Source organism: Microcoleus sp. LAD1_D5, from assembly GCF_036702115.1.
Lineage (GTDB): Bacteria > Cyanobacteriota > Cyanobacteriia > Cyanobacteriales > Microcoleaceae > Microcoleus.
On record NZ_JAUBSA010000072.1, the window covers coordinates 1 to 22977 of the forward strand.

Sequence of the window (22977 nt, forward strand, 5' to 3'; positions counted from 1 at the left end):
ATTTTAAACCATCCTAATCTTTCTTCAGTCTTGTCTTATGGTACTTTGGCTGCTTAAAAACTGTCCGGAGTATTGATCTTTAGCACTTAAAGGCATAGAGGTTGTTCTCACAGAAGGTGGTATTCCCCTTGTCCGTTTAGCGCCGATCGCATCCCCAACTAAGCAGCGTACAGCGGGATTGCACGCAGGAGCAATCTGGACAAGTAATGATTTTGATGAACCGTTACCAGACGAATTTTGGACAGGGAATCTATGAAACTACTGCTGGATACTCATACATTATTCCTTCTTCCTTCTTCCTTCAATCCGTTACATCTCACATCTTGCACCATTCTCAAGAACAGGCAAGATGCCTGTTCCACAAGAAAATTTATCTCTTGTGGAACAGGCATCTTGCCTGTTCCTAAGCAAGTAATTGAGAATGGTGCAACATCTCAGTTACATCGGTTACATCCGTGGAGCGAATCCGTTGCTAAACTTCCTTCTTCCTACCATCGATAATACCGATAAGGATCGTCCCCATTCTCAAAATCCGTTCTGTAATCCCAGTGATAAAACTCCCGACTCGCACCGTTAAACACAGATTCATCTGCCTTAAAACTTGCCCCTAAATTAGCCAAAATCTGAGCATTTGCCCTGGTTTGCCGCCAGCGAGTAAAACGCAAATAAGTCTTAGTATCAGCATTCAAACTGTCCGGTTCAATCTGAGAAAAAATCGCCACACCCTTGCCAACTTTTACCCGACTTAACAAACCGTCAGCGCCGACTTCTCCCCCAGACTTAATTAACCAAGTATCATAAAAAGAGCGCGATCGCAAATCTGAAGCACTAACCCCCTTCACCTCATCCCAACTCGGAACCGCCAGCGAACCCCCAAAATCCTGCGCTTGCTGCAAACCCACGCCCAAACCCGCAACAGGCAGTTGACGTGGCAAGAAAAACGCCTTCCCACCAGCATTCAAATAACCGCGCAAATCTGCATCTTTCAGATTCGCTTCTCTCCCCACAATGACCAAACCAACATCATTAGAAAGCGAACTAGCGCGCTGATAAATTACCCCCAAACTGTCCAACTTTTGGGCATCTTCATCTCCCCCTATTAAAACCACTTTATCCGGCTTTCCAAGTACCGTAGAATTCCTGCCGTAACTCACAATTTGTTGCACTAATTGCGCCGCCCCAGCATCTACAGAATAATGGTCTTCCAAATCCAACTCGTTTAAAATCAGCCGCCCTTTTCCGTAATCCAATTCCATCAGCGGCGAATAAGCTAAATCAAACTCAGATTCCAAAATGGGGCGCCAACCGCTGCGGTGCGGCTTCTCAATAGAAGCGCTACTGACACCGCCACGATTTCCCCAACGCCAGCCGTACCAAGGTTTATTGGCCGGACTCAAATTAGGGCCAGTTTGGATTGTATCTGGATAAGCTTCAAGCAGCGTGCTTTCCCCCGCCCAATCCCGCAAATCTTCACTGTCTAAACCGCTAATTGCGGGATGGTTGCTATCAACTGGATAAGCGCGGCGGCTGACGTGGGCAGCAACTCGGAAACCTGTATTTTTCAGCCAGTCCCTGCGCTGAGGAAACACCATTACTTTGCCGCCGTTTCGTACAAAAATTTCTAAACTTCCCGGCAATTTTTCCCCACTCGAAAACGCTTCTCTACCGATAATTAATAGCGATGAAACTTGCGAACCATTCCACGGTACAAGCTGATAACCTAATTGTTTTAACATTGCCGATGTTTTGCCCGCTGGATCGAAAATTGTCAGCGAATCTTTGATGTTGGCTTGATTGGCAAAAACGCGGAAAGCAAATGTATCAGAATGCGATCGCTCGCCCACCCGTGCGGTCAAGCGAATTTCGCCGTCAGCCTTGCTAGAAATGGTATTTGGCAATTTTACGTCTATTGGGAAAAACAGGGTTCCTGCCGGAGCAATTTTCCCTTTTCCATCGCCTTGTTTTACCTCTTTCCCCCCCACCAAAACCCGCCAATTAAACGAAAATTCTTGTGGCGCCCGCGTATCGTTAATTAACACTACTTGCTTTGCCAGTTTTCCGCCCACAAACAAATTGTGATCTTTCGCAGTAAAAACCGGGCTCGCACCAGCAATCCAAGCCAAAGTCGAGCTATTATTCTTCATAATTGCCTCGCCCCCAGGATGAACAGTGTAAGCTTCGGGCTGCAAATAATTCAAACGATGATTCGAGACTTGCTTCAAATAAACTCCGCGGCGACCAGGTTGAAATCCCCCAATATCCACCTTTTTTCTGCCAGCCTCGGAAATTTCCCAACCGTGTCCGTCATTCCAAGGAACCATCCCCCCAGACATTCCAAAAGTCCGCCAACTCCGCCAAGTATTTGTACTGAATAACTGCTGCAACTTTTGAAAAGCTGGTGCAAAATCTAACTCTTTTTTACCATGCCAGCTTTGATACTCCTGACCCTTGACAAATTGCTCGCGAATTTTAGCTTTATAAGTGGCAGTTTCCAACTCGTAAGCCTGCTTGCCCAAATAAATTGCTGCAAACTCAGTCATCCAAGGTTCGCTGACAATTACCTGACCAAAACCTTTGCGGTTCCGCATCATCGTTGCGTGCAGAGGAGTCCCAAACTCGACTGCCATGTAGGGCATTTCCCCGGTTTTGGTCCACTCAGAAATCCACTCTTCCCGTTCTTGCAAGGGAATCATATTTAAATAAGTATTCACCCCATAAACATCGCCGAAGTTGGCGCCGTGGTGTACCATCACAGGTCTGGTTGGGTCTGCCGATTTAATCGCAGCTAAAGCGTCATTTCCTGGGGGAGTGTTGGCCCGCACACGCTCGTTTTCCGACGGACTGATAGTTCCTTCTATTTTTATTTTGCCGATGCGACGGGGATTTAGGTCGTCAGCGTTGGCGAAAAAATTAGGACTTGTCGCCCACATTAATACTGATGGATGATTGCGGTAGCGGCGCAGTTCTGTCACCATTAGGGCTTTCCAGCGGTCGTTCCACTGGCGGTTCTTCCACCTGCCGTTCCAAGCCAGAGGAGTAATGTCTAAAGCGGGAGCCATAATTGGAAAACCTTTGAGGTCTGCTCTTTCGGAAAATAACTCTCGGAAGTTCCATCTACCCCGTTCGTCGTGATTCCAAGGCCACATTTCTGTTATGTTAAAACCGGCTTTTACATAGCTGTCAATTAGTCTGTCAGAAACTTCTACTGTCCCGCCTTCCCAAGAATCGGAGTGCATATTTGGTCGCAGCCGCAATTCGGTTCCGTTTAAGAAAAATTTGCGCCCTTCTATCCAAAATTCGCGGAAGCCAAAAGGTTGGTCGTATTGCGTGTTAACGCCGCTGCCTTTTACTTCTAATTTCAGGGTGTAGAGGTTTGGTTTGCCGACATCCCAAAGACGGGGATTTGGCCAATTCCACTGGACTTGTACGGTTTGAATTGGTTTAGCTTGAACCTCGGCAGTTCCGGTAAATTTTTGTTCTACTTTGCCTTTTTCGTCGAGCATTTGCGCGATTAGTTCAACTTGACCTTTTTGGGCAACGTCTTTGAGTTCTACATCTAATTTAATTTGCTTTTGTCTGGTGGAAGTTTGGACGAATAAATCGCTAATTAGCGGGCCTGGGGGAACGCTGAAAACCCGCACTTCGCCGATGATTCCCCGCGATTGCAAGTTGGATTTTTCTCTGTAGATTTCTGTGGAGTCCATGATGACGGCTTTTTCCTTTTCGTCGGATACTGCCACGACTAAAATAGATAGGGTGTTTTGACCTGGTTTTGCTTTTTTAGTAATTTCAATAGTGCCGTAGGGCGATGCGATTTGACCGCAGTTAATGCCGTTGACAAAGATGACTGCATCGGTGCTGACTCTGGCTAAGTCGATAAAGATTCGACGGTTTGTCCAGTCGCGGGGAATGTCTATATTTCTCTGATACCAAGCTTTTGATAGTTGTTTACTGTTGAAGTTTTCCCAATCTTTGCCCCTGCCACGAGTGATGATTCCGGGTACGGATTGGTTTGTTTCTTGTTGCCAGTCTCCGGGCACCGAGATGGAACCCCAACTTGGGGAGAGGGGAGGGGTTTGGGGGTTGCCAACTGCGGGAACAAATTGCCAAGTTCCGTTAAGATAAATTTGGTCGCGTTTGTTGTCGATCGCCCCGACGGCCGCGATGGTAAGATTGGGGAAGCCGATCGATATCGCTGAGTTGCTGGCTGAGTAGGGATTTTGCAGCGCATAACCGATGAATCCAAAAAGGGTGGCGGCTGCGAAAAATAATCCGATAATTTTTGCCAGCTTGTAATTCACTTTAAATTGCTCCCAAAAATTAGATGCTCCAATTTGTCCCTTAATCTATGATAGCAGTTGCTCCAGCACCAATCCCGCAGCCAATCTGTCTCTGGGAAGATGGCATCCTGCCGACAAATGTGGTTTCGTAAAAAAAAATAGATACTTAGTTTTAAGTTAGTTTTCACAGGGTTGTTTCATCGACATAAGCAATAGCGCGATCGCGCCATGGCTACAGGTCAACAAAAATGAGTCGCTTTCAGGTCTGGCCCTTACCCATTAAATCTTACAGCATTGCTACATTTAGCGCCGGCATGGCATTACTGCTGACCACTATGTTACTGTTGGCACTCACGGCAACTCCTACAATCTTCTTACTTTTTGGGGCTGCAATGGTTAGCGCTTGGTATGCTGGCTTAAAGTCCACAGAAAAAAAACTAGAAATAGAACGTAAGATTATTTCAAAAGCAATTGAGACGACGGCTTGCTTGATTGTAGTTCTCGACAGCCAAGGACGGATTGTCCGGTTTAACCAAGCTTGCGAAAAAACTACAGGCTACTCGACAGCAGAAGTGGTCAATAAATATGTTTGGGATTTGTTCTTAATTCCCGAAGAAATAGAGCCAGTTAAAACCGTTTTTGCCAAGCTCAAGGTCGAAAATTTTCACAGCGAATATCAAAACTATTGGCGCACTAAAAATGGGGATAAGCGCTTAATTTCTTGGTCGAATACTGTGACGACCGATGGCAAGGGTTTGGTAGAATATGTGATAGGAACGGGGATCGATATTACTGACCGCAAAGCAGCAGAAATAGCCCTGACCTTATCCTACACTAAGCTAGAAAGCCGCGTCAAACAGCGAACAGCAGAACTGACAGTAGCTAAAGAAGCACTGCAAGCTCAAGAAGAACGATTTCGCTGTTTAAGTTCCTGTTCGCCAGTCGGCATCTTTATGGCAGATTTTGAGGGGCGTTACACCTATGCAAACCCTCGCTGTCAGGCTATTTGTGGCTTAAGTTTGACAGAACTTTTAGGAGAAGGTTGGGAAAATTGCATTCACCCGGAAGACTGCGATCGCGTATTGGTTCGATGGCTGGATTATACTCGGCAAGGTGGGGAATATGCGATCGAGTATCGCCTGCAAACACCAGAGGGAATTGTTCGCTGGATTAACGTTTGTTCGTCGCCGATGTTCTCCGACTCCGGCGAACTCATCGGGTATGTGGGCACGGTGAGAGATGTCACCGAAAGACAACAAGCGCAAGCAGCTTTAGCAAGCAGCGAACAGCAACTGAGAAGGCTGCTAGAAAATACGCCAGACATCATTATCCGCACGGACAAAGAACTGCGTTATATGTATGTCAATCAAGCAGTTGAAAGAAGCCAAGGAAAACCGCTTTCATTCTTCCTGGGTAAAACCAGTCAAGAAATAGGAATGCCGCCGGAACTGTGCCAGATGTGGGATGAAACCCTGCATAAAGTGTTAGAAACAGGTCAAGAAGAAATTCTAGAATTTCAGGCTTTATCAATCAACGGCCTCCGAAGTTATCAATCCCGCGTAGTTCCAGAATTGGACAAAGACGGCGTAACAGAATCAGCCTTAATTGTCGCCCGCGATATTACAGAAATAAAACTTGCAGAAACTCAAAGATTGCAGTTAACAATCGAGCAAACAGCGAGGGAACAAGCGGAAATAGAACAGCAGCGATCGGCATTTTTAGCAGAAGTCAGCAAAATGCTGGCTGATGCGTTTGACGGGGAAACGGCGCTGCAAAAGGTAGCAGAATTAGCAATAAATTCGATCGCCGACGGGTGCTGCATTCATTTGACCGAAACCGACTCAAAAGTGCGCCAAGTCGCGGCAGCCCACGCAGAAGCCTCTATAGTTGATAGTCTGAATAACTTGAGAATCCGCAGTTTGATCGCCGAAAATGCTGTTAACGGCTATCCCCTGGTAATCCGCAGCGGAAAATCCGAACTAATTGCCGAAGTGGATGAAGAAATTTTAGCAGCAGGAGCCGAAAATGCAGCAGAAATGGAAATATTGCGATCGCTCAATATCGGATCTCACGCTTGCGTACCACTGAAGGCCCGCGGGCGGGTAATGGGTTCCATCACTTGCTTTACCTCGAAGTTGGGCCGCCGCTACAGTACAGAAGACATGGCAATGCTAGAAGATTTAGCATACCGCGTGGCGATCGCCCTCGACAACGCCAGACTTTACGATGAAGCGCAGCAAGCACTATCTCAAACATCGCAATCCTTCGCCTTAATTGACTCGCTATTAGAAGCATCTCCCCTAGCGATTTGCTTTCTTGATCGCGAAATGCGCTTCATCCGTATCAATCAAGTATTAGCAGAACTCCACGGTTTGCCGGCCGAACACCATCTCGGCCAAGACTTTCGCCAATTGTTGCCAGAATGCGCCGCCAAATTTGCACCCATAATTCAGCAAGTTTTAGAAACCGGTCAGCCTGTTTTAAACTTAGAAATGAGCGGCGAACCTGATGGGAAACCGGGATATTTCGGTTACTGGCTCGCCAACTACTACCCAGTGAAAAATGAAAGGGAAGAAATAATCGGAGTCGGCCTAATTATCACAGATATTACCGTAGCCAAACAAACAGAATTAGCATTGCGGGAAAGCGAAATGCGCTTCCGCAGCGTGGTAGAATCTAACATGATCGGCATCGGTTTCTGGGATGTCAGCGGCGAAGTTACGGACGCTAACGACGCCTTGCTGGAAATGATCGGATATACAAGGGAAGACTTAGTTTCAAGACAGATCCGCTGGCTCGAACTCACCGCGCCGGAATATCTAGAACTCGATCGCATCGCCGTCGCGCAAGTCGCAGAATTCGGAAGTTGCGCGCCTTTTGAAAAAGAATACCTCCGCAAAGACGGCACGCGCTTCCCAGTTTTAGTCGGCGGCGGACACTTCCAAGAATGCAAAGACAAAGGAGCATTCTTCGTGCTCGATATCACCGATCGCAAACAAGCCCAAAATCAACTTCGAGAAAACGAAATACGCATTCGCCGCCAACTAGCAGAACTCGACTTAGTTTACAACACCACACCGGTCGGGCTGTGCTTTGTCGATACCAATTTGCGCTACATCCGCATCAACGAATGCCTCGCTCAGATCGACGGCCGCACGATCGCAGATCACCTCGGGCGCACAGTCAGTGAAGCGAGCCCGGAAATGGCCGATGTGGTAGAGCCGATTTACCGCCAAGTGCTGGCGACGCAAACCCCCGTGCTCGACTTGGAAATTAAGGCCGAAACCAAGCAACAGCCGGGAGTTTTGCGGGATTGGCAAATCAGCTTTTACCCCGTGATCGATGAATCGGGAACGCTGTTGGGAGTCAGCACCGTGGTTGCCGAAATCACCGATCGCAACCAAGCAAAACGGGTAATGCAGCAAAGCGAAGCCATATTCCGGCGGCTGTTCGAGTCAAATATTTTTGGAGTCGCGATCGGCGATTTTAGCGGCCGCATCGCCTACGCCAACCAATCCCTGCTCAACATGGTCGGCTACACCCGCTCAGACTTGCTCTCAGGTCAAATGCGGTGGGACAGAATGACCCCCCCCGAATACCTCCACCTCGACGCCTTAGCGGCGCAAGAACTGCGGGCTAAGGGAGTCGCAACTCCTTTCAAGAAAGAGTATATCCGCAAAGATGGCAGCCGCGTGCCGCTTCTGATGGGCGGGACGACTCTGAACCCGGACGATCGCGAACCAGAGACGATCGTCGCATTTTACATCGACTTAACCGAGATCTCGCGGGTGGAAGCAGAACTCAAAAACAATCAAGAACGGCTGCAAATCGCTCAGCAAGCAGGCAAAATCGGAACTTTTGAATTGAACATCCAAACCTGCGAGGTCGCCTGTACGCCGGAGTTAGAGGTTTTGTACGGGCTGCCTGTCGGCAGTTTAGACAGCTATCAAAGTTGGGCCCAAAGGGTGCATCCAGACGATCGCGCTGTTACCGAAAAGCAGGTGCAGGCTGCGGTGGCGTCCGGGGAGGAATTAAACATTGAGTTCCGCATCTGCCGCCCGGACAAAAGCGTGGGCTGGATTGCTTGCAGGGCTAAGGTGTTTCCCGACGATCGCGGTTTGCCTTGGCGGATGATCGGGGTGAACGTCGATATCAGCGATCGCAAACAAGCAGAAGCAGCGCGATCGCACATCAATCAAACTTTAGAAGCCTTGATTCAGGCTTGTCCTCTGTCAATTACCGTTTTCAGTGCCGAGGACGGCACTGTGAAAATGTGGAACCCAGCCGCCGAAAGGATTTTTGGCTGGCCCGAATCAGAGGCGGTAGGTCAATTTGTGCCCAGCATTCCCCCAGACAAGCGGGAGGAATTCATGGCGAACTTGGAAGGAATTCGCGAAGGAAACCCGCTCGCCGGAATGGAAACCCAGCGCCAAAGGAAAGACGGCACTTCGATCGACCTCGCTGTGTGGGCAACTCCAGTCCGCGACAGCAACGGCAACATCAACTGTATGTCGATCGTCGCCGACATCAGCGATCGCAAGCAAATCGAAGCACAACGCGCTCAGTTGCTCGATCGCGAACAAGCCGCGCGCGCCCAAGCAGAAGCCATCAACGGCCTGAAAGACGAGTTTCTAGCCACTCTTTCCCACGAACTCCGCACGCCTATAAATGTGATTTTGGGGTGGGCGCAGAGGCTGCGCGGCCTCCCGTACACGGAAGATGATTTAGCTTGCGGTTTGGAGGCGATCGAGCGTCAGTCGAGGGTGCAGGTGCAGCTAGTGGAAGATTTGCTCGACGTTTCCCGGATTATTCAAGGCAAGCTGGATCTGAAACCCGGCTGGTTGATCCTGAGAAAGACGATCGAGGTTGCTCTGAATTCAGTTCGTTTCGCCGCCGAGGCCAAGTCTGTCAACGTTTCCTCAGAATTTGACCCCGCAGTCGGCTTGATGTGGGGCGACGCCCAGAGGTTGCAGCAGATAGTGTCGAATTTGCTGACTAACGCCGTGAAATTTACGCCTTCGGGGGGAACTGTGGAAGTGCGGTTGTCTGCGCTAGCTGTTAACGATTCCCCATACTTCAGCTATCCTCAGCACGAGTTCCCACTTCCCAATTGCGTGCAAATTACTGTCAGCGATACCGGAAAGGGCATTTCCAAAGAGTTTCTACCCTACGTGTTCGATCGCTTCCGACAAGCAGACGGCTCGCTTACTAGGGATGACAGCGGTTTGGGACTGGGATTGGCGATTGTCCGGCACTTGGTGGAACTCCACGGCGGCACAGTGACTGCGGAAAGTCCGGGTAAAAACAAGGGTGCGACATTTACAGTGAAACTGCCACTCAAGAAGCAGCGTCGGAGTAAGCAGCGGCAGTTGACGGAGGAAAGCAAATTCCCTCAAATCCGTCCCGGTATTTTGGCTGGCTTAAAGGTGTTGGTAGTTGACGACGAACCCGACAACCGCCAGTTTTTGATTGTTGCGGTTGAACAGTTGGGGGCGACGGCGACTGCGGCTGCTTCGGCTGCGGAGGCGATCGACATTTTACAGCAGTCGCCACCGGATATTTTAGTCAGCGATATCGGTATGCCCGTTGAGGACGGCTACTCGCTGATCCGCAAAGTGCGATCGTCCGCATCCGACAAAATCAAGCGCTTGCCGGCTGTGGCGCTGACAGCTTATGCTAGCGAACAAGACCGCGATCGGGCGATCGCCGCCGGTTACAACGAACACTTAACAAAGCCGATCGAAACCGCTCTATTCGCCGCCGTTTTAGCCAAGTTAAAAAATTTGCATTAGGGCGATCGGGTTCGATGAACGCACAAATCCTATCATTTCCGTTTGAAGAGGATTTGTATGATGTTAAATCTTGTAGGGGCTGGTTCACCAATAATAATTGCCCATAATCAACAATATAATAAACCCGCCCCCGCTGGCGACAATTCCCATGCTACCTGAGATGTTGCACCCATGTCAATAAGGGGTTTTTGGGTGGGTTGGGGCGGGTTTATTTAACCTGTCTGCAACTTTTAAAGCTATTGGTGAACCCGTCCCTACAGGTTCCACACGAATGGTGCAACATCTCAGATGATACCGGACATAATATAACGTCTACATTTTGGCTGGTGAAACTATCGAAATAGAGATTTATCCTAACGGGCAATGGAGATACTCTGATGAACACACCTAATTTTCAAACTATGAGCAGAAAGGAATTGCGAGCTTACGTACTTGCTCACCGAGAAGATAATGAGGCTTTCTATGCTTTTGTCGATCGGCTGCATGAATCTGTAGCCGTAACAGAGGCAGCAGTTGTTAAATGGTTGCACTTCCAGCACCCGAATCAAACTATTAATAAACTTTCCGAAAGCTACTCTAGCTTGACTTTGACAGATTCAGAGGCAAATCAAACAGAAGTTAAAATTCAAAATATGGGCAGTTCTCTGCCCACCAATAAGCCATTTATAGAGCTTTTAATTAACGACACGATCGCCGAGAGACACAAAGAAATTAGAAAAGTTATCACAGTTTTTGTAAGTAAAAATGAATCAAATGCCAAACAGCTAGAAACAGAACTGACAGAAGCAAATTTTGACAGCAGGGCCCAATCTTCGCTGGTAGTTGGCTATATTGAACCCGGAGGAACATTTCAGAGCCTGTAGGGCGCGCCAATTGCCGGGGGTAAAGGCAGACTATAGCAGTTAAAATTCGATTATCAGCGCAATTGGTTCACACCCATGCCCATTTATCCCCTCAACCGCCCAGTCGCCAAACTTTTCAGCAAGCTTCCCCTGCGAGGGGTTCTGATTGTTGCGTTTGTTTTGCAAACAGTCAGCGCCGTCGGGCTAGTGGGCTTTCTTTCTTTCAAAAGTGGTCAGGAATCAGTCGAGGATGTAGCGCATCAGTTAATCGAACAAGTAGGAGAGCGAATTAGCGATCGCCTCACCGATAATAATGGACTGTCGGCAATCAATACCTTTCTGGCTAGGCTGCACTTCTCGGCATCGGGACAAACTTTTATTATGGATCGATCGGGCAATCTGATTGCCACATCCACACTAGAAAAATCCTTGGTGACGCCAGCAAAAAAGCAACCGACGCCATTGCTAGCCACCAGCAGCAAGGATGCCCGAACGCGAGATATTGCTCGACAACTCGCCAACCGATTTGACAACTTTCGCACCCTGCAAACAACCCAGCGATTTACCCTGGGGAGCAAGGGCGATGGCGTCCCGCCGCGCAAGCTACGGCAGTTTGTCCGCGTCACTCCCTATCGAGATGTCCGTGGCTTGGATTGGTTGATTGTGGTGGTGGTGCCAGAGTCTGATTTCATGGCTCCGATTCAAGCAAATACGCGCAATACATTGTGGTTATTGGCCGCTACACTGCCGCTGGCGATCGCGATCGGATTGTTGACTTCCCGTTGGGTGACAAAGCCAATTATGCGCTTGAATACCGCCGCCAAAAATGTTGCAAAAGGAGAATGGGATCAACCTTTAGAAATTAAACGCTTGGATGAAGTTGGAGAACTCGCCAATTCCTTCAATCTTATGGCAGTGCAACTGCAACAGGCTTTTGCAGACCAAAAATCTTTAAATGAAGCTTTAGCGCACAGCGAGAGCCAACTCCAGCAATTTATCGAAGCCATACCTGCGGGAGTATCTATCCACGATGCCTCGGGTAAAGTCGTGTACTTCAACGAAACTGCCAAGCATTGGCTCGGCGTAGAAACTATCCCCGATGCGACTTTAGAAGAAGCAGTAGAAGTTTATCAAATGTACCGCCAAAACCAGCCGTATCCAATTGAAGAACTGCCTGCATTCCGAGCACTGCGCGGCGAAACGGTATTCCTTGAAGATATAGAACTTTATCGAGATGGGAAATTTATTCCTTTTGAGGTGCGCGCCACACCCATTTTCGACGAAGGCGGAAACATTATTTATGCCATCATTGCTTTTTCTAACATCGCACAGCGCAAACAATATGAAAAAATATTAACTGACTACAATCGCACTTTAGAAGCCGAAGTTGCCGAACGTACCTGCGCCTTAGCTCGTGCTAGCGAACTATTACAATATGAAATGGCCGATCGCAAATTGCTCGAACACAAACTTTACACTTCGGCCGAGCAAGTTGTAAAAATATTTGAGTCGATAACGGATGTTGTATTGATTTTTAACCAGACCGCAAAAAGCATCCAAATTATACCTACAAAGGGGATTTCTCAATACAACTATCAGACTAATCAGAGCGACTCCATCATCGAACAATTATTTCACGAGGAAGCCGAGGAGATTTATTTCACTCAAGTTCAACAGGCATTGGAAACCCAACAAACTATTAGTTTTGATTACAGTCTGCGGATTAATAACAAAGAAGTTTGGTTTGCTGCTAAAATTTCGCCGCTGTCGGATAGCTCTGCGGTTTGGGTAGCGCGCGACATTAGCGATCGCCAGTTTGCCGAAGCCCGACTGCTCGAAGCCCAAAAAATTGCCCGTATTGGCAGTTGGGAACACGATATCGCCACAAAAACCACTACTTGGAGCGAGGAACTCTATCGCATTTACGATCTCGATCCGACTCAAAAACCGCTGCCAACCGAACAATTAATCGAGCATTTTCATCCAGAAGATCGATCGCGCTATGTCAAAATGGTTCGCGATCAAGCTATGTCGGGGCAAAGCTTTGAAATTGATCTGCGGCTAATCCGAAGAGATGGCTCGCTCAGTTACATTGAAGTCAGAGGGAAACCGGTTTATGATAAAAAAGGCGAGTTGATCCGTTTGTTCGGCACTGTCTTGGATATTAGCGAGCGCAAACAAGCCGAGTCAGCTTTGCGAGAAAGCGCCCAGGGAGAACAAGCCATCGCGCGATCGATCGAGCGCATCCGTCAATCCTTAGATATTGACACAATATTCAAAACCACCACCTCTGAACTGCGACAAACCCTAAAATGCGATCGTGTCGGTATCTATCGTTTTAATCCTGATTGGAGCGGGGAATTTGTTGCCGAATCAATGGCTCCCGGCTGGATATCTCTGATGCAACAACCCGACGATAGTAATGTGCCCAACACTCTCGTCGAACACTCTAGCTGTACCGTGAAAACTATGCAAGCCGGCGGTACACCAGTGCTGGATACCTATCTACAAAAAAATCAAGGCGGTATGTACGCTAGAGGCGTTCCTTACCGCATAATTGAAGACATCTACAGCGCTGGGTTGAGTCCTTGTTACATAGAACTGTTAAAACAATTTCAAGCTAGAGCCTACGTTATTTTCCCCATATTTTGTGGCAGTCAACTTTGGGGTTTGCTCGCCAGCTATCAAAATTCTGAACCCCGCACTTGGCGCGAAGCAGAAATCAATATTGGGCTGCAAATTAGCACTCAATTGGGAGTCGCCTTACAACAAGCTCAATTGCTCGAAGCCACTCAACAGCAAGCAGTACAGCTTCAACAAGCCGCCTGGGCCGCAGAAGCAGCCAACCTCGCCAAAAGCACTTTCCTGGCAAATATGAGCCACGAACTCCGCACCCCGCTAAACGCAATTCTAGGCTTCTCCCAATTGATGCAGCGCTCTACCAACCTCACTCGCGAACAACAGGAAAATATCCGTATCATCAACCGCAGCGGAGAACACTTGCTCGCTCTAATTAATCAAATATTAGATTTAGCCAAAATAGAGGCGGGACGCATTACAATCAACCCAACAGACTTTAAATTAAGCAACCTGCTGAACGATTTGGAAGAGATGTTTCAACTCCAGGCAAGGGAGCAGCAATTGCAGTTAATATTGGACTGCTCTAGCGAAGTTCCCGAATACGTGCAAACCGATCAACTTAAGTTGCGCCAAGTTTTAATCAATCTCCTCTCTAACGCCATTAAATTTACGAAAGAAGGAGAGATTAGGGTAAGAGTAAGTGCGGTTAGGGAGGGTGAAGCTCAGCAATTACCAATCAGTAATTACCAATTACATTTTGAAATAGAAGACACTGGCTCCGGCATAGCTGCTGATGAGTTAGATAAACTTTTTCAAGCCTTTGTGCAAACCAAAACAGGAACAAAATCTCAGCAAGGAACAGGCTTGGGACTGGCTATCAGCCAACAGTTTATCAACCTGATGGGTGGCGTGATTACTGTACGCAGTGAAGTAGGACGCGGCACAACCTTCGCGTTTGATATCCCCGTCAGCGTCGTGGATACCCCGGCGACTCAACCCGTACAGCCACTGCGTCGGGTGATAGCGCTGGAACGCAACCAGCCACGCTATCGTATTTTGATTGTGGACGATCGATCAGACAACCGCCAACTGCTGATCAAAGTGCTCGCTGTCTTTGACTTTGAACTCAAAGAAGCCAGCAACGGCATAGAAGCTATGGAAGTGTGGTCGAGTTTTGAACCACACTTAATTTTTATGGATATGTGGATGCCCGTGATGGATGGACATGAAGCAACGAAACGCATTAAGGCCACCGTTAAAGGTCAAGCTACCGCAATTATTGCCGTGAGTGCGGGTAACGCCGAGGAAGCGCCAACCCTTACTGTATCAGATGATTGCGATGACTTTATCCACAAACCCTTTCGAGATACAGAAATTTTTGCCACCCTGCACAAACACCTGGGAGTGCGTTACATCTACGGTGAACCGGAGAGTGTTCCCGAGTCAACTCAAATTGAGGCTCCGACTCCAGAGACTCTTGCAGCTTTACCCGCAGATTGGCTGGCAGCTTTAGAGAAAGCCACAATAGAGTGCGATTTAGAGTTAATTCTGATCCACATTGAGCAAATTCGCGATCGCAATGACGCTTTAGCTAGTGCTCTAGCGGCATTGGCTAACGAGTTTCAGTTCAATCAAATACTAGCTCTCATCCATCCCGAACCAAAATAATAAGGATATGAGATAGGTTTGTAGTGAGTACGATCGTCCTCATAAAACCCGATCGGGCGATCGTACTCACTACAAACTTATAAAGGTTATTTTACCGAACTAGATATGAATTACGAACCAACTCCCGTCTTAAAAGGGAATATTTTAATTGTTGATGATATTCCGGCTAATTTGCAACTTTTAGCTCAAATACTCTCGCAGCAAGGGTACAAAACACGCACCGCACCCGACGGCAAACTAGCGCTGCGGTCGATCGAATTAACTCCTCCTGACTTGATTTTGCTCGACATCATGATGCCCGGTATGGACGGCTACCAAGTCTGCCAAGCATTGAAAGCTTCTCCCACAACCAAGGATATTCCAGTTATTTTTATCAGTGCTTTGAATGAAGTATTAGATAAAATCAAAGCCTTTGAAGTTGGTGGTATAGATTATATCACCAAACCGTTTCACGAACAAGAAGTTTTGGCCCGCGTTTCAAATCAACTTGTGCAGCGGCAGTTGTTCCAACAAACACAATCCTATGCCAAGGAACTCGAACAAACCGTAACTGAACTCAAAAAGACTCAAGCTCAGTTAATACAGAAGGAAAAAATGGCTTCTTTAGGTCAGCTAGCGGCAGGAATTGCTCACGAAATCAACAATCCCGTCAGCTTTATCTACGGCAATATTTCTCTAGCGGCGGAGTATGCACGAGATTTGCTTCGCCTCGTCGAATTGTACCGACATTACTACCCCCACCCCGTTGCAGAAATTATCGGCGAATTGGACGAGATTCAACTCGAATTCATCGCAGAGGATTATCCAAAACTGCTGAATTCGATGACAGAGGGTGCTTCTCGGATTAGCGAAATTGTGATGTCTTTGCGGAACTTCTCCCGCCTTGGCGAACAAAAGTACAAGCGAGTAGATATTCATGAAGGCATTGACAATACTTTAGTTATTTTGCAACACAGACTGAAAGGATCACAAAAAGCCGGTGAGATTGAGGTCATTAAACACTACAGTCAACTGCCAAAAGTCACCTGTTACGCGAGTGAGTTAAATCAAGTGTTCATGAACGTGCTAAGTAATGCTATCGATGCCCTGGAAACTCAACCTTCTCCCCGAAAAATTACCATCAGCACTTCAGTAAGTTTTGAGTTAGAAGCTGCGCTGCACAATCAAGATTCAATATTAGCCACTCAAAAAAATCAATCCGTTGTGATTTTAATTTCCGATAACGGTTGTGGGATGAGTGAGGAAGTGCGCCACCAGATATTTGACCCATTTTTTACTACGAAACCTGTAGGCCGCGGTACTGGATTAGGGTTGGCCATCAGTCACGATATTGTAGTGGAAAAACATCGAGGTCAAATCAGTTGTATTTCTGCTCCGGGCCGAGGAACTGAGTTAATTTTGCAGATTCCGATATCTGTTAAATGTTAACTGTTAAAATGTTAACAGACGGGATAATATATCAGAAACATTGTAGCCGAGCATCTGTAGGGAGACTGCATTGCCGTGTCCGGCGCGGAGATTATGGAAACGGCAATGGCTATTGGTGTTCACTTAAGGTAAAACCGATAGTCCGTCAGTCCGTCAGGGGTTGAAACCCCTGCCTCAAAGCGAAAGTCCTCTAAAAGAGGACTAATAAATTATTCAGTCCTCTTTTAGAGGACTTTCGCTATTAGACAGGGAATTCATTCCCTGGCGGACTGCCGGGTGAGCGGTATTTACTTTAAATCCAGCAATCCGCTAGTTTTTAGCTTGGGATTAAACCGGATTTCTTCAGTTACGCCGCGAGCTTTCAGCAGCGAAAAAATTTCATTTTCCACCCGCCGCGCGACATTTTTTAACAATTTATCTTTGGCGATTTCATCGGCGAAGATACCTTCATAATTTGCTGTTTCTTGGGCAGTCATCACAGTTTTGGTGTCGATGGGATCGTTCCACTTGGCAGCCTCTACACCATTGCCTTGGGGCTGCGAACCGTTTTCCGCAATCCAACTTGATCGAATGCTTTCTAGAATAGTGCGGCTGGGTTTGTCGATAGTTTGGACTTTCAGCCAGTAGCAATATTGGGTTTGGCGTACCAAATGCTGTTTAAGGCTGAGGTAAATATCGCGAGAATAGCCGACAAATTGCAGCACTTTCTCGTTGTCAAAAATTGCGTAAACGCCAATTTTTCCCTGGACAAAATCGGGCAATTTGCCCTCGGAGTCTATGTAAGGAATGAATTCTAAGCTGGCGAGAGAGTGAATGTCTTCTGTCATCCGATTTTAGATTTTAGATTTTAGATTTTAGATTAAACCACAGATTAACCAGCCTTTACCTAACTCTTAAAAACTCGATAAATTGCACAGAGGCGGCTGGGTTTAAATATTTTGGCTTGGAACATGAAATTAGGGGGGACGTTGACGATCGCAAAATCGCTCGATTCATGATACTTTTCCAATTCCGCAGGCATTCCCTTGGGCGTCTCGCTGCTGTAAGGGACTGGCTGAAAAAGTAACTCGGCAAACTCAATGCGCGAGCATTGCAATTGTAGCGCTACTTGTTTGACAAAGCTTTCACCAGTTAATAAACCGAACAGTGCTGTTTTCGCATCGGGTTCGAGGACAAAACTGCTATCGTAGCTTTCAATAATCTTAAGACCCATTTTCTGTATACTCCTGACAGACGGCGGTTAACGCTTATTGGTTAAGTGTTTTGAGCGATCGACTTAATCCTGAATTTTACCTGACACTGAGCGTTTTAAACGCACAAGCTATCCGGCATGAGGTCAATCGATTTTAGATTTTAGATTTTAGATTTTAGATTAAAGAATTGAAGCATTGACCCCACGGATGAATCCGGGGGCTTGTATCCTCGATGCTTTCGGTCAATAAAAATACCACAATCAGGAAATTTTGACCAATAGCCCTGATTTATTTGCCGATCGCTTTTATCATGTCGGTATCGCCATCTATCCGACTACGACTAAAAGGCTATGCAGAAGATTGAAAAAGCATCATTCCCAGCTTTGAGAAGTGCCCCGAACCAGCCGGACTGGCTAGAATTGGTAGAATACGCCTCTGTTGCTGGTTCAGCTATTGGCACGATTGCTGCAGGATTGTCGGGCCAAATTGTCTACGCTGCCGCCCCCTTAACCGCAGCACTCTCGATAAATCTCGCCAATCGCCAGCGTTTCGAGCAACAAATGCAACAAAAGGCAAATTCTGCGATTACGGACGTACAGGCCGCAGTAGAACGTCGATCGCAGCAAGTTCAGATACTACCTGGAGAGCCTGCGGAGCTCTACACCGCTGTCTCCGACTTGCAGCAGAAACTCGTGGGCTTGGAATCCGGCGTCATCGCCGAGGTACAAGCTGCCGTAGCCTCTCTCGAACGCCAAGCCCAGGCGCTGCCGGCAGATTCTCAGGAGTTCAACACGCAACTATCCGATTTGCAGCAAAAACTCCGCATTTTGGAAACTAGCGCCCTGAGAGAGCAAGATTGGGAAAATGTCAACGTCCGATTTTTATTGATGGGCGAAAAGTTAACTGAAGTTAAAACTATTACGGCTCAGTTACAGGAGCGATCGAACGAAGTAGACTTCGATACAATCCAAGGTTCTCTCAAGCAATTGCAGGATTTGCTCGATCGACCCACAATAGACACAGGGATGTTGCAAACCGAGATTCAGCATTTGCAGCAGCAAGTTTCCGAGTTGCAGAGGCAAAATCAAGAAATTGTCAAGCCTTATTTGCAGCGTCTGACTCGCGCCGTGAAGAAACTATCAGCAAATTAGTCTTACTTATTCGTTTTTCCTAGGGTGCAGCGCGGGCATCTTCCCGCAGTCTTTTGTAGGGTGCGCCGGGCCGCGCACCTTACCAATTACCCATTACCCGTTACTAAATTTTTGCCAAGCTTGCCAGAAAACATAAATCGATAACACTGCCAAGAGCGATCGAAAAGCTAAACTAACAATACGATCGGGCAATCTCGGCAAAAACCGCGTGCTCACCTGCGCGCCCAACAAACCGCCGCCGCCAAGAATTAACCCCACAACCCACAAAACATTCCCGCGCGCCGCGTGTCCCGCCGTCGCCGAAATTGCCGTGATGACGATGACGCCCAAGCTTGTTTGAATTGCGGTTTTAATGCTTTCTCCTAACAGCAAAATTTGCAGGGGAACCATAATTACCCCGCCGCCTACGCCGAACAAACCCGCTAATAAACCTGCCGCACTGCCGGTAGCAATTTTCGCAAAAGTTGGATGGAATAAAACATTTGAATTATTGGGTAATTCGTGATTGGTAATTGGTAATTGAGCATTTTCTCCTTGTCCTCCCAGTTCCCCTTGTTCTAGTTCCGCTTTCTTCTTAGCTGTCAGGTGCTTGCGAACTTCAATCAAATAAATATTGAGCCACAGCAACAACCCAAAAGTAAGTAACAGCAAGTAAGGCGGAAATATCCCCGCCAAATAAGCACCGATTTGTGCTGTGATGACGGCTGGAAATCCGATGCCTGCGACTTGGCTCAAGCTGAGGTAGCCCATGCGCCAATTCTGGATGCTGCCAGAAATAGCTGTAATGACGATCGACAAACCGCTAGTAGCAACCGCTTGCACGGGGGCGTAATTGAGAGCCACCAACAAAGGCACGAGAACCGTACCGCCGCCGATACCCAAAAATCCAGCTAGAATTCCGGCAAAAATTCCGGCCGCACCCAACATCAATAATTCACTGATAGTCATTAGTCATTAGTCATTAGTCATTAGTGAGTAGTCAACAGTTAACAGTCCACAGTTAACAGTTAACAATCAAATTTTAAGAATCATTAGTCGTGCCGTCCGGCATAATTGCCCGCCTCAAATCTGCATCGCGGAAGTTAGTTCGATTGAGATTAGCATCAATCAAAACGGCTTCCAGCAAAACAGCCCCGCTAAAATTAGACCAGCACAGCTTTGCCCGGTACAAATTAGCACCGCTCAAATTAGCTCTTGCCAGCGTTGACCAACTCACATTAGCAACTCTCAAATTAGCATTGCTCAGATTAGCGTCGGTGAGATTAGCTCCAATCATCGTTACTTGGCGCAAGTCTGCACCCGTTAGGTTAGCCCCGCTCAGCATCGCCCCGCTAAGAATTGCCTGATTCAGGTTAGCTCTTTCTAAAAGCGACTCGCTAAGGATGGCATTTGTCAGGTTTACCGCTTTGAGAGTTGACCAACTCAAATTTGCCTTCATCAAATTAATGCGAATCATGCTAGCGTCGGTTAAGTTGGCCGCAAACAAATTCGCTTCGGTAAAGTTGGCTTCGGTCAAATTAGCTTCGGTCAAATTAGCCTTGGTCATGTTGACTTCTCTCGCCATTGAGCCGCGCAGGTTGGCTCCCATCAGGTTAGCCCCGCTGAGATTGGCGCGGCTCAAATCGGTGCCGATGAGATTTGCTTCGCTGAGGTTGGCTTCCGTCAAATCCACCCCTGCCAATTTCACCTCGCGCAAGTTCGCTCCTGTCAGGTTAGCGCCTTTGAGGTTTGCGTCTTGGAAATTCGCTCTGGTAAAGTTAGCCTCGCTGAGGTTTACCCCTTTTAAGTCGGCCCCGACGAGGTTAATCTCTCGAAAATTTCTTTCTCCGGCCGCATATTGCCTCAGAATTCGATCGGCCTCCATGTCATTCGCCTCGCAATTTTTTTTAAACGTTAGAGTGATGGGTGTTACCACATCATCCCAGATAACCACGGTATTCACTCTGCACGCTGTAGTATCTGTAGAATCTTTGCATTGCTTTCGGGGCACTGCGGTGCCACTGCCTCCTAAAAGGTCGGACAAATATCAACGCTTCTGAGAAAATTAGAAATAGCGTAAAACTCTCGGCACTGGGCAGTCAACAGCCAGCAGCAAAGAAAAACAGACAACTGACAAGTCAACAACAGACAACTGACAAAGGAAATTTTAAAATGCCTGAAAATTTGAGAAGCCAAGCTGTGACTGGGGGCGTGCAGCGCGCGCCCAACCGCGCAATGCTGCGGGCAGTCGGTTTTGGTGACGGCGATTTCACTAAGCCGATTGTGGGGATTGCCAACGGGTACAGCACGATTACGCCCTGCAATATGGGATTGAACGAGCTCGCTTTGCGGGCTATTGCGGGTGCAAGGGAAGCCGGCGCGATGCCACAGATGTTCGGTACGATTACTATCAGCGACGGGATCTCGATGGGAACTCAAGGGATGAAATATTCTCTGGTGTCGAGAGATGTAATTGCTGATTCGATAGAAACTGTTTGCAACGGCCAAAGTATGGACGGTGTGCTAGCTGTCGGCGGCTGCGATAAAAATATGCCGGGGGCGATGATTGCGATCGCCCGCATGAACATTCCTGCTATTTTTGTTTACGGCGGCACGATCAAACCCGGACACCACAACGGACGGGATTTAACCGTTGTCAGCGCTTTTGAAGCAGTCGGTCAATTCAGCGCGGGAAAAATTGACCAAACAGAACTCAATGCAGTGGAAGAGAAAGCCTGTCCGGGTGCGGGTTCCTGTGGCGGAATGTTCACAGCAAATACCATGTCTAGCGCTTTTGAAGCGATGGGCATGAGTTTGCCTTATTCTTCGACAATGGCTGCTGAGGATGCCGAAAAAGCTGACAGCGCTGCCGAATCTGCAAAAGTTATGGTGGAAGCTGTCCGCAAACAGTTGTTACCGAGCCAAATTTTGACTCGTAAGGCCTTTGAAAATGCGATCGCGGTAATCATGGCAATCGGCGGTTCAACCAATGCTGTGCTGCATTTATTAGCCATTTCCAATGCGATCGGCGTTGAGTTGTCCCTCGATGATTTTGAAACTATTCGAGCAAAAGTGCCGGTGCTGTGCGACCTCAAACCCAGCGGCAAATACGTAGCAACCGATTTGCACAAAGCCGGCGGCATTCCCCAAGTAATGAAAATCCTGCTAGAACAGGGTTTGCTGCACGGAGACGCGCTGACAATTACCGGTCAAACTCTTGCGGAAGTGTTAGCAGATATTCCAGCCGAACCCCGCACCGACCAAGATGTCATCCGCCCTTGGAACAACCCGATTTACGCCCAAGGACATTTAGCAATTCTCAGGGGAAATCTGGCAACAGAAGGAGCAGTTGCTAAAATTACTGGCGTTAAAAAAGCGCAAATTACCGGCCCAGCGCGCGTATTTGAATCTGAAGAAAATTGTTTGGATGCAATTTTAGCGGGCAAAATTCAAGCCGGAGATGTGATTATCGTCCGCTACGAAGGGCCAAAAGGCGGACCGGGAATGCGCGAAATGTTAGCACCAACTTCGGCAATTATTGGCGCTGGTTTGGGCGATTCTGTAGGGTTAATTACTGACGGTCGCTTCTCTGGCGGAACTTACGGCCTGGTTGTCGGTCACGTTGCACCCGAGGCGCAAGTTGGCGGGACAATTGCTTTGGTACAAGAGGGCGATTCAATTACGATTGATGCTCAAAATCGCTTGTTGCAGCTCAATGTTTCTGATGCAGAATTGGAGCAGCGGCGCGCTCTTTGGCAGCCTCCTAAACCTCGCTATACTAGGGGCGTTTTGGCTAAATATGCTAAGTTGGTTTCTTCTAGCAGTGTTGGTGCTGTGACTGATTTGGGTTTGGGTTAAAGCTGGAATTTTTGTAACCGCAGATAAACGCAGATAAAATCCTATCTGCGTTCATCTGTGTCCATCCGCTGATATCAAATCCGTTAGCATCGGAATAAGTAAATTCGAGTTGACTGTTCACGGCGTTGACTGTTGACTGTTCACGGCGTCAACAGTCAACCGTCAACAGTCAACATCATGTATGAGTGTAACCGGAAATGATATGA

11 protein-coding genes and 1 pseudogene are annotated in these 22977 nt (G+C 47.7%); 7 read left to right on the plus strand and 5 right to left on the minus strand.

Annotated elements, in window-relative coordinates:
* Positions 1–488: 488 nt before the first annotated feature.
* The gene (locus tag QUA70_RS23225) at positions 489–4301 is read right to left on the minus strand and encodes a sugar-binding domain-containing protein (RefSeq protein ID WP_333350185.1); all 3813 of its coding nucleotides are present in this window, start codon (positions 4299–4301) and stop codon (positions 489–491) included.
* Positions 4302–4528: 227 nt separating this feature from the next.
* Here QUA70_RS23225 and QUA70_RS23230 point away from each other — a divergent pair, with 227 nt between their 5' ends.
* The 5 genes and pseudogenes from QUA70_RS23230 to QUA70_RS23245 all read left to right on the plus strand — a co-directional run bounded on the left by QUA70_RS23230 (position 4529) and on the right by QUA70_RS23245 (position 16590).
* Positions 4529–10072, plus strand: coding sequence for a PAS domain S-box protein (locus tag QUA70_RS23230; protein WP_333350187.1), 5544 nt, complete (start codon positions 4529–4531; stop codon positions 10070–10072).
* A 310-nt stretch (positions 10073–10382) separates the two neighbouring features.
* A pseudogene (locus QUA70_RS28665) lies at positions 10383–10463 on the plus strand (DUF6888 family protein); the annotation flags it as partial.
* Entirely contained in the window at positions 10450–10935 is a 486-nt protein-coding gene (locus tag QUA70_RS23235) for a DUF6887 family protein (RefSeq protein ID WP_333350189.1), read from the plus strand. The pseudogene QUA70_RS28665 and the gene QUA70_RS23235, both read left to right, overlap by 14 nt.
* A 75-nt stretch (positions 10936–11010) precedes the next feature.
* Positions 11011–15162: an ATP-binding protein gene (locus QUA70_RS23240; RefSeq protein WP_333350191.1), complete on the plus strand. Its 4152-nt coding sequence runs from the start codon at positions 11011–11013 to the stop codon at positions 15160–15162.
* Between the two features lie 105 nt (positions 15163–15267).
* Positions 15268–16590, plus strand: coding sequence for a response regulator (locus QUA70_RS23245; RefSeq protein ID WP_333331252.1), 1323 nt, complete (start codon positions 15268–15270; stop codon positions 16588–16590).
* A 287-nt stretch (positions 16591–16877) separates the two neighbouring features.
* On the opposite strand, the gene QUA70_RS23250 is transcribed toward QUA70_RS23245, so the two are convergent.
* Complete coding sequence (locus QUA70_RS23250; RefSeq protein WP_333350193.1) at positions 16878–17417, minus strand: GIY-YIG nuclease family protein; 540 nt, start codon at positions 17415–17417, stop codon at positions 16878–16880.
* Positions 17418–17476: 59 nt separating this feature from the next.
* Positions 17477–17803, minus strand: a complete 327-nt coding sequence (locus QUA70_RS23255) for a hypothetical protein (RefSeq protein WP_333350195.1) — start codon at positions 17801–17803, stop codon at positions 17477–17479.
* A 330-nt stretch (positions 17804–18133) separates the two neighbouring features.
* Here QUA70_RS23255 and QUA70_RS23260 point away from each other — a divergent pair, with 330 nt between their 5' ends.
* Positions 18134–18934 (plus strand): hypothetical protein, encoded by an 801-nt coding sequence (locus tag QUA70_RS23260; protein WP_333350197.1) that lies wholly within the window; start codon positions 18134–18136, stop codon positions 18932–18934.
* Positions 18935–19027: 93 nt separating this feature from the next.
* Here QUA70_RS23260 and QUA70_RS23265 read toward each other — a convergent pair whose 3' ends face one another.
* Both QUA70_RS23265 and QUA70_RS23270 read right to left on the minus strand, forming a co-directional pair.
* Positions 19028–19882 carry a sulfite exporter TauE/SafE family protein gene (locus QUA70_RS23265; protein ID WP_333331261.1) on the minus strand — a complete coding sequence of 285 codons (855 nt, stop codon included), beginning with the start codon at positions 19880–19882 and terminating at the stop codon, positions 19028–19030.
* A 73-nt stretch (positions 19883–19955) separates the two neighbouring features.
* A complete protein-coding gene (locus tag QUA70_RS23270) occupies positions 19956–20798 on the minus strand; it encodes a pentapeptide repeat-containing protein (RefSeq protein ID WP_333331284.1) in 843 nt (280 codons plus the stop codon).
* Positions 20799–21085: 287 nt separating this feature from the next.
* Between QUA70_RS23270 and ilvD the strand changes: the two genes are divergently transcribed.
* Positions 21086–22771, plus strand: coding sequence for a dihydroxy-acid dehydratase (ilvD, locus tag QUA70_RS23275; RefSeq protein WP_333350199.1), 1686 nt, complete (start codon positions 21086–21088; stop codon positions 22769–22771).
* The last annotated feature ends 206 nt before the right edge of the window (positions 22772–22977 follow it).